Source organism: Paraburkholderia sabiae (assembly GCF_030412785.1).
Taxonomy (GTDB): Bacteria; Pseudomonadota; Gammaproteobacteria; order Burkholderiales; family Burkholderiaceae; genus Paraburkholderia; species Paraburkholderia sabiae.
In genome coordinates this window covers 74,521-89,357 of the sequence record NZ_CP125296.1, presented here as the reverse complement: position 1 = coordinate 89,357, position 14,837 = coordinate 74,521, and the positions used below count along the sequence as shown (strand labels likewise).

The window sequence follows — 14,837 nt, the reverse complement described above, 5'->3', positions numbered from 1 at the left end:
TCAAATGCTTGCCTCGATACGCGGCCACACGAGCGCCTCGAACTGATCGGCCGGAACCGGTTGTGAATACAGATAGCCTTGCGCAAAGTCGCAACCGACAGCCGTCAGAAAGTCACGCTGCTCGACCGTTTCGACGCCTTCCGCGATCACCTTCAACCCGAGCTTGTGCGCGAGCACGACCATCGCTTCGCACAGCGCCTGATTGTCCGCGTCGAAACCCAGGTTCTGCACGAAAGACCGGTCGATCTTCAGGAAGTCGATGTCGAAGCGTTTCAGATACGCGAGCGACGAATACCCCGTGCCGAAGTCGTCGATCGAAATGCGGATGCCCGCGTTGCGGAACGTCGCGAGGCGCTCGTCGATGTCCGGGTCGGCGTGCAGCAACAGGCCTTCCGTGATTTCAATCGCCACGCTCTGTCCCGGCATCCCTTCGCGCGTCAGATAGTCGGACCATTGCGTGCCGAGCTGATTGTCCTGGCGAATCTGTACGGGCGACATGTTCACGCTGATCTGGAACGACGGATGAAAACGCGTGCGCCACAGCTTCGCCTGCTGCACGGCTTGCCTGAACACCCAGTCGCCGATCGGCACGATCAGGCCCGTGTCTTCCGCGAGCGGGATGAAGTCGAGCGGGCTGACCATGCCGCGCTCGGGATGCAGCCAGCGGATCAGCGCCTCGGCCTTGAAGATGTCGCCCGTCGCAAGATCGACGATCGGCTGGTAGTAGAGGCGGAACTGTTCGTGCGGCAACGCGGTGCGCAGATCGCTCGTCAGACGCAGGCGCTTTTCCGCCGCGACCTGCAAGTCAGGCGTGAAGTAGTTCAGGCGATTGCGGCCCGCGTTCTTCGCCGCGTACATCGCCTGATCGGCGTTCTTGAAGAGCACATCGAGTTCGCGCGCGTCGTCGGGATACACCGTGACGCCGATGCTCGCCGAAATGAACGCTTCGTCCGGTCCGAGCGCGAACGGCTCGCACAGCGTGGCGATGATCGAACGCGCGATCCGCTCGATGCTGCCCGCGTTGTCGATATCCGGCAGGATCACGGTGAACTCGTCGCCACCCAGACGCGCGACCGTGTCCGTTTCACGCACGCACGAGGTGATGCGCCGCGCGGCTTCGATCAGCAGCGTGTCGCCCGTGTCGTGTCCGAGCGAGTCGTTGACTTCCTTGAAGCGGTCCAGATCGATCAGCATCAAGGCCATCCGATGTCCGGAGCGCTGTGCGATCTTCGCTTCCTGTTCGAGACGGTTCTGGAACATCTGCCGGTTCGGCAGTTGCGTCAGCGTGTCGAAGTTGGCCTGCTGCCAGATCGCGGCTTCGAACGCCATCCGGTCCGACAGGTCGCGTCCCACGGCGAGCACCGAATTCACGTTGCCCGACGGATCGATCTCCGGCGTGAGGCGGATATGCGAGCACTGCTCCTGGCCGTCCTTGCTGAGCCAGCGCAGTTCGAACTGCCCGCTCTTGCCGCTCGAAATCGCCTCGTTGATCTTGCGCTCGTAGATCAGCGCGTTCGTGCCGCCGGGTATCTCCGAAGGCCGCTTGCCGAGCGCTTCGCTGAGGCTGCGTCCCGCCGACGCGCAGAACGCCGGGTTCGCATACGTGCGGCGCAGGTCGCGGTCGTAGCGCGTGATCGTGTCCGGCGAATTTTCGATCAGCGTGCGCGACTCCAGCTCACGGCTGACGAGTTCTGCCGTGCGTTCGGCCACGGTCTGTTCGAGCGACGCGTTGATCTCGTTGATCTTGTGGATCTTCTGCCGGATGGCCGCGCGCATTCTTTCGAAACGCGCTTCGAGCCGGCCCAGTTCGTCCTGGCCGTTGCCGTCGACAGTCGCTTCTTCGGCGAGCGCGTCGGCTTCGGCGCCTGCATCGCTGCCCGTGTCGTGCATCTTGCGCACGAGGTTTTTCAGCGGCGCCGAAATGCTGTGCGAGATGAAGTACGCGAAGAAGATGGACAGCAGGAAACCCGAAATGCCGACCAGCACGATCTGGTTGCGCACGGATTGCGCTTCGGCCGTCAGCTTCTTTTCCGGGATCGTGCTGACGACGAACCACGTCGTGCCGGGAATCCGCGTGTACGCCGCGAAATAGCCCGCGCGGTCCTTGCCCTCGTAACTGACGAAGCCGTTCGGCTCGCCGAGCGCCTCGTTGTTGTGCGTGATCCTGTCGATCAGGCTGGGCGCGACTGTCGTGTCCGCACTGGCGGACGTGTCGTCGGCGCGCACGATCAGCTTGTTGGTGCGCATGTCGACCACGCAGATCTGTGTGCCCGTGCCCGATGCGACGTCGTTGAAAATCGTCGAGAAATGTTCGGGGCGAATCACCAGCACCAGATTGCCGAGCCGCCGGTTGTTGCTCTTGCCGATGACGGCGCGCACCATCCCCAGATTCTGCTGGCCGACGCCGTTGTCGTAGCTGCCCCAGTAAGGGCGTCCGTTGTGATCGGGCGCCTGCCTGACGAAGCGCATCACGCCGCGCGTCAGTTGCGAGAACGCCTGCGTGTCCATGATCCGGTCGTGGTCGTCGAGCAGGTACTTCTCGTTGATGAAATCGACCGAGCCGTAGTGATCGAGAAGCAGCCGCGTCATGTCCTGGCGCGCTTCGCTCTGTTCCTTCGCGTTGCCATTCGCGACTTTCATCAGCGCGGCCTGAACCTGATCGGACAGCACGAGCAGGCTGCTTTCCGTCTCGATCTGCTCCATGCGCAGCACGACGTTGCGCGACACCTGCTTGACCACTTCCTTCGAAAAGATCTCGGCCTTCTCTTTGATGGCCGCTGTCGACTCCGCGTACGATATGTAGCCCGAAATGAGAACGGGCAGCAGCGACAGCAGGATGAACGCGGTAATCAGCCGGTAGCGGATTTCGACACGGCGCAACAGATCCTGCGACAGATATTCAAAAGCACGTTGCAGTGAAGCGATGATCGAGCTCATTTGTAATGCATCTTTGCTTCATTCTTGACGGACGCGTCGAGCTGCTGGGCGGCCTGCTTCGGCGTGATCCGCTTCAAGAGGACATCCTGCATCAGACGATGCAGGCGCTCGATAGAGTTCGACGGAAGCTCCGAATAGTACGGGCTCGCCGTGACGGGAAAACGACTGACCATGCGCGTGTATTCGACGATCTGCGGATCGCCCGCAATCGCGCCCGCGCTCTGTTTGAACGGCGAGATGTTCTGGCGCTTCGCCTGGAGAATGCTGAAACCCTTGCCGGCGATGAATTCCAGGAAGCGCAAGGCGGCCGCCTTGTTCGGGGTTTCGCACACCGCAAAGCCCGTTTCGCTGCCGATCACGGGCACGACGCGCTTGCCGGGCGCATTCCACGGCGGAATGAAAACGCCCGCCCGGAACGGATTGCCGTGCAGCAGCAGACCGGCCGCCCAGCTGCCGTGGAACGCCATCGCGACCTTGCCTTCCTTGAACAGGCGGATGCCGCCGTCGTAGTCCGTCGCCATGTATCCATCCTGCACGTAGCCGCGATCCGCGATCAGCGACATCTTCGCAAATATATCGGCGACTGCCGGCGTGTTCAGATTCAGCGTGCCGTCGTCGATCTTCTTTTTCCACTCGGGCTCGCGCGCGACTACGTTGTTCGCGAAGCCGAAGCTGAACGGGCCGTTGCCCAGCATGTTCGGAAACCCGCCGTTCCACATGACAGGCGTGAAACCCGCGCGCTTGAGCTGCTCGCAGACGGCCAGGAATTCGCGGAAATTGGTCGGCAGCGTCTTGATGCCGGCTTTCTCGAACATGTCCTGGTTGTAGTACATCAACACCGTCGCCACGCCGCCCGAAATGCCGAACGCCTTCGACTGCCGACGGCTCGTCCAGTCGTCCTTGAGCGGATCGAGCATGTTGTTCCATGCCGACGTTTTGCCGGCGTCGGCCAGAATGCCCTGATCGGCCAGTTCGGCCGAGTACGCATTCGGGTTCACACTGACGAGGTCCGGCAGGTTGCCGGAGGCGATGCGCGGCTTGATGTTCGCCTCGACGGAATTGCCGACCATGAACTGCACATTCACGCCGATGTCCGGATTTTCCTTGCTGAACGCGGCGGCGATCTGAAGCATTTCTTCCGGCCAGTCCGGCGCCCAGACCAGCGCGGTGATGACCGTCTTCGCGGGCGCGGCCGCGCCCGGCGAAGCGGAATCCTTCTGATGACAACCGTACAACGACAAAAAAAGGACAGTCACCAGGCCGGATAGCAGGGAGGCAAAGGCAAGTCGTCGCACGTGAGAATCACTGTCAGGTTCGGAGTGGAGAAAGTCCGTCGCGGCGCCAGGTCCGCGCAACGCACCGGCGAGCGGAAGCGGCGTCCCGAATGGACGCGCGATGCGCTCTGAGCGATGAATCGGCGGAAGGCAAACGATTGCCGGTCAACCAGGGCCCGATTACATGACGTGACGAGGTGATCGAAGCATGCAATGAAACGCTTGCGGCGGATGCGACGCGCATATCGGGGCCCTGACGGCGGCTAGGAGTATCAGACGGGGCGGTGCCTCAACTGCATATCGGCATGCGTCGTCATTTACTTGAGGCGGCTTACGGCCGTGCGCGAGGCCGCTCCGGGTCATCCCTGAGCGTGGCGCGAAGCCATTTCCTGCAGATCGAGATCGCGCTCCAGCACGTGCAGCAGTTCGTCGTGAATCAGGCCGCGCCGATGCATGCGCAACAGTTCCGCGCGTCCCGCCGCGATGGCGGCGAGCACGACGTCGTAATGCGCTTTGCGCGCCTCCTGCGGAAAGCTCTCGGCGTCCTGAAACTCGTGTGTCAGGCGCGCGCGATAGCTGTACTGTTCGAGCAGCCGCGGATGTAGCACGCTGCCGTCGGGCGCATGGACGAGCGGCTTGATCGCTTCGAACTGCGCGGCTTCGAGGCGCGCCCATGCCTGCGGTTCGGTCAGATAGGTCGACGCGTGGGCGTCGGCGGCGGGCCGGATGATGCGGATCGCCAGGCCGATCGTGGTTCCTTGCAGCAGCACCGTAAAAAGAATCACGACGAACGCCGAGAACTGGATCAGGTCGCGGCCTGGCATCGTTTCGGGCAGCGACAGCGCGATCGCCAGCGTCACGACGCCGCGCATGCCCGCCCAGCTCACGACGGATGCCGAGCGCCAGTCGGCGGGCGGCGCGGCGCGACGCGAGATGCGGTGCAGCACGGCGTTGATCGCTTCCAGCCCGAAAGTCCACACGCCGCGCGACACGACGACGGTTGCCACGGTCGCCAGCGCCGCCGGGCCGAGCAGCGCGAGTGCGTTGTCGATGCCGCCGAGCCGCAGCATCACGCCGCGCAGCGACAGCCCGATCAGCACGAACACGAGCGCTTCGAACACGAACACGATGACTTGCCAGAACGCCGTGCCGCGCATGCGCACAGTCGCCGAAAAAATTTCATGCTGATGCCAGCCGAGCACCATGCCGCACGTCACCGTCGAAATGACGCTCGACACGTCCAGCATTTCGCCCGCGATATAACTGATCCAGCACGAAATCACCGACGTCGTGATGATCAGATAGTCGCCGTCGAGCAGGCGCAGCAGCCACACGACGACAAAGCCGACCACGCATCCGACAGCGACGCCGCCCACCGCGAGTCCCGCGAAACTCAGCGCGGCGTGCGACGCGCTGAACGCGCCTGTCAGCGCGGCGGCGACGGCGAAGCGGAACAGCACGAGGCCGGCGGCGTCGTTGAGCAGGCTTTCGCCTTCGAGCAGCACCATCAGGCGGCGCGGCAGCGCGACCCGTTCCAGCACCGCTTTGGCCGCGACGGCATCGGGCGGCGAGACGACGGCGCCGAGCGCGAAGCAGGCGGCCCACGGCAGCGACGGCACGACCCAATGCACGACGACGCCGACGATCCACGTCGTGAACGCGACCGCGCCGATCGCGAACAGCAGAATCGGCTTGATATGCCGCTTGAAATCGGTCCAGACGAAGAAGTACGCGCCGTCCATCAGCAAGGGCGGCAGGAAGACGATCAGCACGAGATCGGGATCGAGGACGACAGGCGGCAGGCCGGGCGCGAAGGCCATCGCAGCGCCGCCGACCAGCAACGCCGCAGCGGGCGGCAAGCGCAGACGCCTGGCGATCAGTTCGAGCGCGATGATCGCAATCAGCGAAAGCAGCACCAGCTTGAATGCCGACACGGCCGACATGACATCTCCTGTTGAGCGCTCGCGGGGAGCCAGAAGCGTGCAGTATGCCGGGGTTGAAAACAAGGCGCCGCCGATGGGCGGTGCGGCGTCCCGGAACACTCGCGCAAGTCGATACATTACTATCTTGTAATGAGACTGAAGTCTCACTAGAATGAATTGGCGAACGGCGCGAACGCAATCGCGCGAGGAGCCAATCATGACGCTGACAGCGGTGCAGATGGACGGGAAAATCGAAGAGCATTTCGGTTTCGAGCGACGCGACGACGTAGACGGCGTGCTCGCCACGCTTGCGCCGGATGTCGAGCATGATGTGATCGGCTGGCCTGCGGGGCCGGTGCGTGGCCGCGATGAAGTAAGGCCGTTTTACGAGGCGCTGTTCGCGGATCTGTCGGAGAGCAGGGTGGAATGCCTGCGGCGTCTCTATGGCGAAGGCTTTGTGATCGACGAATCACTATGGCGCGGCAAGGCGTCGGGCAGGCCGTTCGGACTCGAAGGCCGTGGACGTCCGCTCGAATTCCGCATGCTGCATGTGCTGGAATTCGCGGAGAACGGGCAAATCAGGCGCGAGAACGTGTGGGTCGATCTCGCCGCCATCATTCAACAGTTACCGCAAGCGTGATATGGCAGACGTGACGATCAACGGGCGTGCGAACCAGAAGCGGCGCACGCGCAAGGACTTGCTGCAGGCGGCATCGCGATTGATGCAGCAGGGGCGCAAGCCGAGCCTCGAAGATATCGCCGAAGAAGCGATGGTGTCGCGTGCCACCGCGTATCGTCATTTTCCGAGCATGGATGCGCTGATGCTCGAAGCGTCGCTCGATGTCGCCACGCCGGATGCGTCGAAGCTGTTCGGCGCGCGCGCGTCGGATGATCCCGTGGCGCGGCTCACGCGTGTGGACACGGCGCTGCACGAGATGATTCTCGCCAACGAAGCGCCGCTTCGCATGATGCTCGCTCATTCGCTGGAACGTGCCGCGAAGGGCGATAACGGCGATGACGCACCGCTGCGGCAGAACCGGCGGACGGCGCTGATCGAAGCCGCGCTGGAACCCATGCAGGACGAATTCAAGCCCGCTGCATACGAAACCTTGACGCAGGCGCTCGCCCTCGTGATCGGCACGGAAGCGATGATCGTGTTCAAGGACGTGCTGCAACTCGACGACGCGCGGGCTCGCAAGGTGAAGCGCTGGGCAATCCGCGCGCTGGTCGAGGCGGCGAAACGGAGCAGGGCAGACACGTAGCCGCGCTGCCCTTTATCGACCGTTTAAACGAGCGTGACCGTCACGTCGATATTGCCGCGCGTCGCCTTCGAGTACGGGCAGGTCTGATGCGCGCGGTCGACCACTTGCTGCGCGACGTCGCGCGGCAGGCCGGGCAGGCTCACGCTCAGACGCGCCTGAATAAAGTACGCGCCGTCGGTCGTGCCGAGATCGACTTCCGTATCGACGCTGGTGTCAGCCGGCAGCGAGACGTTCAGCGCACGCGCCGCACCGCCCATCGCGCCGATGAAACATGCCGACCAGCCCGCGCCGAGCAGTTGCTCCGGGTTCGTGCCTGCGCCTGCGCCGCCGGGCGTCGACAGCTTGATGTCGAGACGGCCATCCGAGCTGCGCGCGGCGCCTTCGCGGCCGCCCGTCGTGTGAACCTTGCCTGTGTACAGTACTTTTTCGATCTGGGCCATGATGCGTGCTCCGGTTGAGTGGTTGGGGGCAAACAATCGATGACCGTATTGAAGCGTGCCGATGTATCCCGCTTGTGTCGAGGTGCGCGGTCTATGTATGCGTATGTATCCGCGCACGGTGCGGATACATTGCGCTACAAAAAAGAAGGGCCTCGCGGCCCTTTTGCTGTCGATCTATAGAGCGCCTGTTATGGTGTGTCGTGCAGGCACGCTTGAGGACGTGTCTGCCTGACTGCCGAATTGCCGACTTCCTTGCCCGCGACGAACTTGGCAATCCGCCATCCGAAGACGATCGCGGGCCCGAGTGTCGTGCCCGGTCCCGGGTACGTGCCGCGAAAGATCGAAGCCAGATCGTTGCCGCATGCAAAAAGGCCTGGAATCACCGCGCCGTGTGCATCGAGCACTTCGCCGTTCGCGGTGCCCGCGAGTCCCGCGCTGCACGCGAGATCCGCGGGCCAGACGGTGACGGCGTAGTAGGGTCCATCGCCTAACGGTCGAATGCACGGATTGGGCTTTTGCGCTGCATCGCCGTTGAAGCGGCTCATCGGACTGGAGCCACGGCCGAATGCCGGATCTTCGCCCGATGCGGCGTGACGGTTGTACGTTTCCACTGTTCGCGCGAGTCCTGCCGCGTCGACATCGAGTTTCTTCGCCAACTCGGCGAGCGTCGCGCCTTTCACCAGATAACCGGCGCGCTCGAATTCGGCGATACGCGCGCGGCTGCGTCCCGGCATCAGCAAGCCCAAACCGTAATCGCGGATGAACGCTGCATCGACGATCAGATGCGCGGGCACGCTCGTGCCTTGGTCTTCATCGCGCAGCATGCCCATCACGAAATCGTGATACGAGTTCGATTCATTCACGAAGCGCTCGCCGCGCCGGTTGACGGCGATCAGCCCCGGCTTCGCGCGATCGAGAATGATGTGCGGCCACACATGATCGTCTCCGTTGCCCGAACGACGGATCGAGCACGGCATCCACAGGCCGGGGCTGTCGCCGCCGTTTTCGAGCCGCGCGTCGAGCTTGAGCGCACTGCCGACGCCGTCGCCCGTATGCGTTTCGGGCGATAACGACAGCGGTTGCGCACCAACGGGAAACAGCTGCTTGCGCAGCGTGGGATGGCGCGTGACGCCGCCCGTCGCGAGCACGACGCCACGGCGCGCGCCGATACGCTTCGTTGCGCCGTTCTTCGATCCGACCACCGCGCCCGTCACTTTGCCGTTCTCGCGCACGAGTTCGACGAGCGGCGCGTCGAAACGCACATCGACGCCGCGCTTGCGCAGGCTGTAGAAAAGCCGTGCCGCGAGCGCATTGCCCATCACGAGTTGCGTGCCGCGCGAAAAGCGCAAGCGATCGACGAAATAGCGACCCACGACGGCCAGCGTCCGCTTGAAATTGCCAACGGACGCAAACGGAAACAGCAGCGAGTTCAGATCGCTGCGATTCACCATCATGCCGCCCAGTCCCATGAATTCCTTGCGCGGCGGCCTGACTCGCGCGAAATCCGCGCCGAGCACGCGAGCGTCGAACGGAACGGGCGCGAGCGCACGGCCACCGAACGCCGCGCCTGGGCCCGTCACGTAATCGGGATGCGCGGCTGCCGCGACGAAGCGCACGTCGCTGATGCGCTGCAATTCGTCGATGGCGAGCGGCCCGCTTTGCAGAAACGCTTCGCGCGCTTCGTCGCCGCCACGGTCGCCGACGACCGATTGCAGAAAGCGCCGCGCGTCGTCGATGCTGTCGGGCACGCCCGCATCGACGCTCAGTTGCGTGCCGGGCACCCATGTCGTGCCGCCCGAGGTCGATGTAATGCCGCCGACGGCGTCCGTCTTTTCGCACACGAGCACGTTGAGTCCCTCGTGATGCGCGATCAGTGCCGCCGTCATGCCGGCTGCGCCCGCGCCGAAGATCAGCAGATCGACTTCTTCGTCCCAGCGCGATTCCTGCTTCGCTTGCATGCGTTGTCTCCTTCGTTCCGTCATGTCCATTACGCGCTCATGGCACGCTCAATACGTCGCGCGTCCGCCGGAAAGATCGAAGGTCGCGCCGCACGAAAACGAGCATTCGTCCGACGCGAGCCACGCGGCCAGATTCGCGACTTCGTCGGCGGTTCCCGGACGCTGCATCGGAATCTTCGCGAGGCTCGCGGCGAGCGCTTCCGATGTCATCTGTTGCAGCAGCGGCGTTTCGATGACAGCGGGCGCGATGCAGTTCACGCGCACCGGCGTGAGCGCGAGTTCCTTGCCCATCGACTTCGTGAACGCGATCACACCCGCCTTCGCCGCCGAATACGCGGACATCGACGGATTGCCTTCCTTGCCCGCAATCGACGCGAGATTCACGATGCGTCCGAAGCCCGCCGCGAGCATCGGCGCGACGGCGGCGCGCGAGCAGAGAAACACGCTGCGCAGATTGACGTCGATGCAGCGCTGCCAGGCATCGAGCGCGCTGTCGGCGACGGGCGCGATCGGGCCTGTCGTGCCTGCGCTGTTGATCAGCACTTGGAGCGTGCCGAAGCGGTCGAGCGTGGTTTGCAGCGCGGCGGTGACGGATGCTTCATCTGTCACGTCGACGTGTACGCCGATCGCCGTGCCGTCCGGCAATGCGGCAGCCGCTTCGCGCGCCGCGTGTGCATCGAGATCCCACAGCGCGACGCGCAAGCCGTCACGCTGCAACCGCGCTGCAATCGCACGACCGATGCCGCCCGCGCCACCCGTGACGATGGGGACCCGCTGTGTCGCATTCATGCTTGCGCGTCCAGCAGAAACTCGACCATGCGGTCGCAGACACGCGCGAACATCTGCGTGCCCGTCACCGTCTTGCAGCCGCGCGCACGCGCGGCTTCGATGAACGGCGTGAGCGGCGGCTTCGTGACCACATCGCCGACAAATGTCGATGCGGGCAGACGCGAGACATCGACGGGCAGCGGATCGTCCGCGCGCATGCCCATCGGCGATGCATTGACGACGACATCGAACGATTCGGCCGCGACGTCCTTCGACGCCGTGTGCACCGCGCCGCGTTGCAGCGCGGCGAGCCGCGTCACCAGCGATCCGGTGCGCGACGTATCGTTGTCGAGCACATCGAGCGACGCGACGCCTGCCTGAACGAGCGCGTGCCCGATCGCCGAGCCCGCACCGCCCGCGCCGACCAGCAGCGCGCGCTTGCCTTGCAGATCGCAGCCCGCATCGACGAGCGCCGCAACGAAGCCTGTGCCGTCGAACATGCCGCCGTGCCACGCGCCGTCGGGCGTGCGGCGCAGCGTATTCACCGCGCCGAGAAACGCGGCCTCTTCGGAAAAGCTCTTGCAGTACGCGGCGGCGCTGAACTTGTGCGGCACCGTGATGATCACGCCGTCGACGTTGCGCATCGGCGCGACGCCCGCGAAGAATGCGGGGAGATCGTTGGCAGCGACGTGCGCGGGCACCACGATTGCATCGCGTCCCGCTTCGCGCAGCGCGGCCGTTACGCCTTTCGGCGATCGCACCTGCGCAATCGGATCGCCGACGATAAAGACCACGCGCGTCGCGCCGCTGAGTCCTTCGTCGAGCGATACGGCGACGTTCGTTGCATTGGATTCGGTCATGCTGATTTCACCTCCAGAGTAGAACTGGCATCGTCGTGGACGATGCCGAGCAGTTTGGCTTGCGTCGCGGCGTCCTGAGCGAGCGCATCGGCCGTGTTCTCATACGCGACGCGTCCGTTGACGAGCACGTACACGCGATCGGCAATGGGCAGCACCATGTCCGCCTGATGCTCGACGATCACGACGCTCGCGCGCTCGCGCAGCTTCACGACGGCGTCGAGCACTTCCTGCACGACGGCGGGCGCGAGCCCTTCGAACGGTTCGTCGAGCAGGATCGCTTTCGCAGGCGCCATCAATGCGCGCGCAATCGCCACCATCTGCCGCTCGCCGCCCGACAGATGCTCGGCGCGCACGTCCTTGCGATTCGCGAGCCGCGGAAAGAGCGCATACATCTCATCGACGCTGGCGCCGCCTTTACGCGCGGCAAGCCGCAGGTTTTCGTAGACGGTCAGGTTCGGAAACAGGCGGCGGCCTTCGGGCACCATCGCGAGACCGAGGCGGTTGATCTCATGCGGCGCGCGCGATGTGATGTCGTGACCGTCGAAAGTAATCGTACCCCCGCTGACCTGCGCGACGCCCGTCGCTGCGCGCAAAGCAGTCGTTTTGCCGACGCCGTTCCGTCCGAGTATCGCGATGACTTCGCCTTCGTGCAGCGTCAGGTCGATGCCGTCGAGAATCGTGTTGCCCGCGTAACCGGCGTTCACCCGTTCGAGTCGCAGCAACGGGCGCTTCTGTTGCGGCGTGTCGCGCTTCGCGTCGATGCGTTGTGCGAGGCGGGCGTCGACGGCGCGTTCGCCCTTCGCGTGACCCATGTACGCCTCGATCACTTCGGGATGCGCGGCAACGGTAGCGGGCGAACCATCCGCAATCAGATGACCGCGATGCAACACGCTGACACGATCGGAAATGGTCAGCACGCGGTCGATGTCGTGTTCGATCAGCAACACGGCATGATGATTCGCAAGTTCGCGCACGATGCGCGCGACGGTCGCGCGATCCGCTTCGGCGAGTCCGGCAAGTGGTTCGTCGAGCAGCAGAAGCCGCGCTTGCGTTGCCAGCGACAGCGCGATTTCGAGCAGCCGCTGCTCGCCGTGCGAGAGGCTTTCGCACGATGCCGCCGCGCGTTCGACGAGACCGACGGCGGAAAGCAGCGACCACGTCTGCGCATTCTGCTTGTCGAGCGTGTGCGCATCGCGCCAGAGACCGAGGCGCTCGCGCTGCGCCGCCTGCACCGCGACGCGCACGTTCTCGAACACGGTGAGATTGCGAAACACGCTGAGAATCTGGAACGAGCGGCTCATGCCAAGCCGCACGCGACGGAACATCGCGAGCTTCGTCACGTCCTTGCCGTCGAACGTGATCGTGCCCGACGAAGGCGGCAGCACGCCCGTCAGCATGTTGAAGAACGTCGTCTTGCCCGCGCCGTTCGGTCCGATGAAGCTGTGCAGCTTGTACGGATACACATCGAGGTCGATCTTGTCGGCGGTGACGAGCGAACCGAACTGCTTCGACAGGCCGCGCACGCTGAGAATCGGCGTGTCGGGGTCCATGTCGATGCGGCTCGCGCGATACGGCGCGATCACTTCGGGACGCGCCGGAATCGTGTCGCGCACGAGCGTCCAGCGAGGCCGGCGCAGCAGACGTTGCGCAAGCCCTTGAATGCCTTCCGGCGAGAAGAACGCGAACGCGATGATGATCGGCGCGAACATCAGCCACCAGTGCTCCGTCAGGCTGCTGAGTTTGTCTTCGAGCAGGATGAACGCGATAGCGCCCCACAGCGGTCCGAGGAATTGATGCACGCCGCCGAGCACCGTCATCAGCAGACTGTCGCCCGCGTGTTCCCAGCTGAGGTTGTTCGCGTATGCGCCTTGCAGCATCAGGCAGAGCAGGCCGCCCGCATAACCGATCACGGCAGCCGAGATCACGAACGCATAGAGCTTCAGCCGATACGTGTCGTAGCCGAGGCTCGCGGCGCGCTGTTCGTTGTCGCGCAGCGCCTGAAGCGCGCGTCCGAACGGCGCATGCACGAGCCGCCACAAGCCGTACGCGACGGCGACCACGGTGACGCACGCAAAGACGTGGAAGCCTGTCGTCGTGGCGAAGGTCGGGCGCGGCACGTTTTGCAGACCGTTTTCGCCGCCCGTCACGTCCGTCCACTTGAACGCGATTTCAAACGCGATCTGCGAGCACGCGAGCGTCAGCAGCGAAAAGTACAGGCCGCGTCGCTTCAACACGACAGCGCCGATCAGCGCCGCCATCAAGCCGGTGACAATCACGCTTGCCGCGAGCGCGACGATCTCGTTGCCGATCAGACGTTGCAGCGAAATCGCGACCAGATACGTCGACGTGCCGAAGAACACCGACGCGCCGAACGGCACGAGGCCCGTGTACGCGACGAGCAGATTCACGCCCATGCCGTAGAGCGTGTAGATGGCGATCTGCGTCGCGCGTTCGAGCGGCGTGCCCGTCGCGGTCAACGCGATCGAGACGATGAACAGGCACGTCGCCAGCAGCGCGACGGGGTGCCGCGTGAGAAGTTTGAGATTCATTCGAAACGCTCCCAGCGTTCGCCGAACAACCCGCGCGGACGCACGAGCAGAACAAGTGCCATCAGCACATACATCGCCACCGACGACCCTTCGGGGAAGAACTGCACGGCCAGGGCAGTGACGATGCCGACCAGCAGGCCCGCGACGACAGCGCCCGCGAACGAGCCGAGACCACCGATCGTGACGATCACGAAGGCGGGCATCACGGCGGCCGTCGCCATGCTCGGCGTGACGGTCAGCAGCGGCGCGGCCAGCACGCCCGCCGCGCCCGCGAGCAGCGCGCCGAGCCCGAATGCGCCCGTCAGCACGCGCGGCAGATTGATGCCAAGCAGACCGACCATTTCGGGGTCACGGCTGCCCGCGCGCAGGATGCGTCCGTACGGCGTGAACTTCATGAACCACCACAGCGCGAGCAGGATCGCGACCGTCGCGGCGAGCACGAACAGGCGGTACTTCGTGATCAGCAGCGGCCCATAAACGAGAAAGCCGTTGAGCGCGGCAGGCGGACTGAACGGCAAGCCGCCCGCGCCCCATACGAGCCGGATCAACGCCGTCAGCAGCAGCGACAGCGCGAACGTGACGATCAGGCCGAGCAACGGCTCCTTGCCGTACAGCCGCCGGATGAAGATCACTTCGATCAGCATGCCGACCAGCGCGACGAGAACGGGCGCGACGATCACGGCCGCCCAGCCGAACTGCATCGACAGCGCGATCGCGAAGTACGCGCCCAGCGCGAACAGCGCGCCGTGCGCGAAATTGACGATGCCAAGCAGCCCGCAGATGATCGACAGACCGATCGCGAGCAGCACGTAGAGAAAGCCCAGTACCAGTCCATTGGCGATCTGGGACAACACCATTTCTGCCATG

11 protein-coding genes are annotated in these 14,837 nt (G+C 64.3%); 2 read left to right on the top strand and 9 right to left on the bottom strand.

Features of this window, described 5'->3' with window-relative positions:
* The 3 genes from QEN71_RS30040 to QEN71_RS30030 all read right to left on the bottom strand — a co-directional run bounded on the left by QEN71_RS30040 (position 1) and on the right by QEN71_RS30030 (position 6,154).
* On the bottom strand, positions 1–2,937 hold the full coding sequence (locus tag QEN71_RS30040) for a bifunctional diguanylate cyclase/phosphodiesterase (protein ID WP_201649377.1): 2,937 nt from the start codon (positions 2,935–2,937) through the stop codon (positions 1–3).
* The gene (locus QEN71_RS30035; protein WP_233471742.1) at positions 2,934–4,193 is read right to left on the bottom strand and encodes an extracellular solute-binding protein; all 1,260 of its coding nucleotides are present in this window, start codon (positions 4,191–4,193) and stop codon (positions 2,934–2,936) included. The genes QEN71_RS30040 and QEN71_RS30035 overlap by 4 nt, the downstream gene beginning before the upstream one ends.
* A 377-nt stretch (positions 4,194–4,570) precedes the next feature.
* Positions 4,571–6,154 (bottom strand): Na+/H+ antiporter, encoded by a 1,584-nt coding sequence (locus QEN71_RS30030; protein WP_201649378.1) that lies wholly within the window; start codon positions 6,152–6,154, stop codon positions 4,571–4,573.
* Positions 6,155–6,350: 196 nt separating this feature from the next.
* Here QEN71_RS30030 and QEN71_RS30025 point away from each other — a divergent pair, with 196 nt between their 5' ends.
* Both QEN71_RS30025 and QEN71_RS30020 read left to right on the top strand, forming a co-directional pair.
* Positions 6,351–6,773: an ester cyclase gene (locus QEN71_RS30025; protein ID WP_201649379.1), complete on the top strand. Its 423-nt coding sequence runs from the start codon at positions 6,351–6,353 to the stop codon at positions 6,771–6,773.
* A gap of 1 nt (position 6,774) precedes the next feature.
* Positions 6,775–7,395 carry a TetR/AcrR family transcriptional regulator gene (locus tag QEN71_RS30020; RefSeq protein ID WP_201649380.1) on the top strand — a complete coding sequence of 207 codons (621 nt, stop codon included), beginning with the start codon at positions 6,775–6,777 and terminating at the stop codon, positions 7,393–7,395.
* Positions 7,396–7,418: 23 nt separating this feature from the next.
* On the opposite strand, the gene QEN71_RS30015 is transcribed toward QEN71_RS30020, so the two are convergent.
* The 6 genes from QEN71_RS30015 to QEN71_RS29990 all read right to left on the bottom strand — a co-directional run bounded on the left by QEN71_RS30015 (position 7,419) and on the right by QEN71_RS29990 (position 14,836).
* Complete coding sequence (locus tag QEN71_RS30015) at positions 7,419–7,835, bottom strand: organic hydroperoxide resistance protein (RefSeq protein WP_201649381.1); 417 nt, start codon at positions 7,833–7,835, stop codon at positions 7,419–7,421.
* A 188-nt stretch (positions 7,836–8,023) separates the two neighbouring features.
* Positions 8,024–9,793 carry an FAD-binding protein gene (locus tag QEN71_RS30010; RefSeq protein ID WP_201649382.1) on the bottom strand — a complete coding sequence of 590 codons (1,770 nt, stop codon included), beginning with the start codon at positions 9,791–9,793 and terminating at the stop codon, positions 8,024–8,026.
* 48 nt (positions 9,794–9,841) lie between these two features.
* Positions 9,842–10,582 (bottom strand): SDR family oxidoreductase, encoded by a 741-nt coding sequence (locus tag QEN71_RS30005; protein ID WP_201649383.1) that lies wholly within the window; start codon positions 10,580–10,582, stop codon positions 9,842–9,844.
* Positions 10,579–11,421, bottom strand: coding sequence for a shikimate dehydrogenase family protein (locus tag QEN71_RS30000; RefSeq protein WP_201649384.1), 843 nt, complete (start codon positions 11,419–11,421; stop codon positions 10,579–10,581). The genes QEN71_RS30005 and QEN71_RS30000 overlap by 4 nt, the downstream gene beginning before the upstream one ends.
* The gene (locus tag QEN71_RS29995; protein ID WP_201649385.1) at positions 11,418–13,970 is read right to left on the bottom strand and encodes a branched-chain amino acid ABC transporter ATP-binding protein/permease; all 2,553 of its coding nucleotides are present in this window, start codon (positions 13,968–13,970) and stop codon (positions 11,418–11,420) included. Before QEN71_RS29995 ends, QEN71_RS30000 begins: the two co-directional genes overlap by 4 nt.
* Positions 13,967–14,836 carry a branched-chain amino acid ABC transporter permease gene (locus QEN71_RS29990; RefSeq protein ID WP_201649386.1) on the bottom strand — a complete coding sequence of 290 codons (870 nt, stop codon included), beginning with the start codon at positions 14,834–14,836 and terminating at the stop codon, positions 13,967–13,969. Before QEN71_RS29990 ends, QEN71_RS29995 begins: the two co-directional genes overlap by 4 nt.
* Position 14,837 lies beyond the last annotated feature (1 nt).

Excerpts from the sequence above, each read along its gene's own strand:
- QEN71_RS30025 (WP_201649379.1), top strand. The coding sequence starts at position 6,351 with ATGACGCTGACAGCGGTGCAGATGGACGGGAAAATCGAAGAGCATTTC.
- QEN71_RS30030 (WP_201649378.1), bottom strand. The coding sequence starts at position 6,154 with ATGTCGGCCGTGTCGGCATTCAAGCTGGTGCTGCTTTCGCTGATTGCG.
- QEN71_RS30015 (WP_201649381.1), bottom strand. The coding sequence starts at position 7,835 with ATGGCCCAGATCGAAAAAGTACTGTACACAGGCAAGGTTCACACGACG.
- QEN71_RS30020 (WP_201649380.1), top strand. The coding sequence starts at position 6,775 with ATGGCAGACGTGACGATCAACGGGCGTGCGAACCAGAAGCGGCGCACG.
- QEN71_RS30010 (WP_201649382.1), bottom strand. The coding sequence starts at position 9,793 with ATGCAAGCGAAGCAGGAATCGCGCTGGGACGAAGAAGTCGATCTGCTG.
- QEN71_RS29990 (WP_201649386.1), bottom strand. The coding sequence starts at position 14,836 with ATGGCAGAAATGGTGTTGTCCCAGATCGCCAATGGACTGGTACTGGGC.
- QEN71_RS29995 (WP_201649385.1), bottom strand. The coding sequence starts at position 13,970 with ATGAATCTCAAACTTCTCACGCGGCACCCCGTCGCGCTGCTGGCGACG.
- QEN71_RS30000 (WP_201649384.1), bottom strand. The coding sequence starts at position 11,421 with ATGACCGAATCCAATGCAACGAACGTCGCCGTATCGCTCGACGAAGGA.
- QEN71_RS30040 (WP_201649377.1), bottom strand. The coding sequence starts at position 2,937 with ATGAGCTCGATCATCGCTTCACTGCAACGTGCTTTTGAATATCTGTCG.
- QEN71_RS30005 (WP_201649383.1), bottom strand. The coding sequence starts at position 10,582 with ATGAATGCGACACAGCGGGTCCCCATCGTCACGGGTGGCGCGGGCGGC.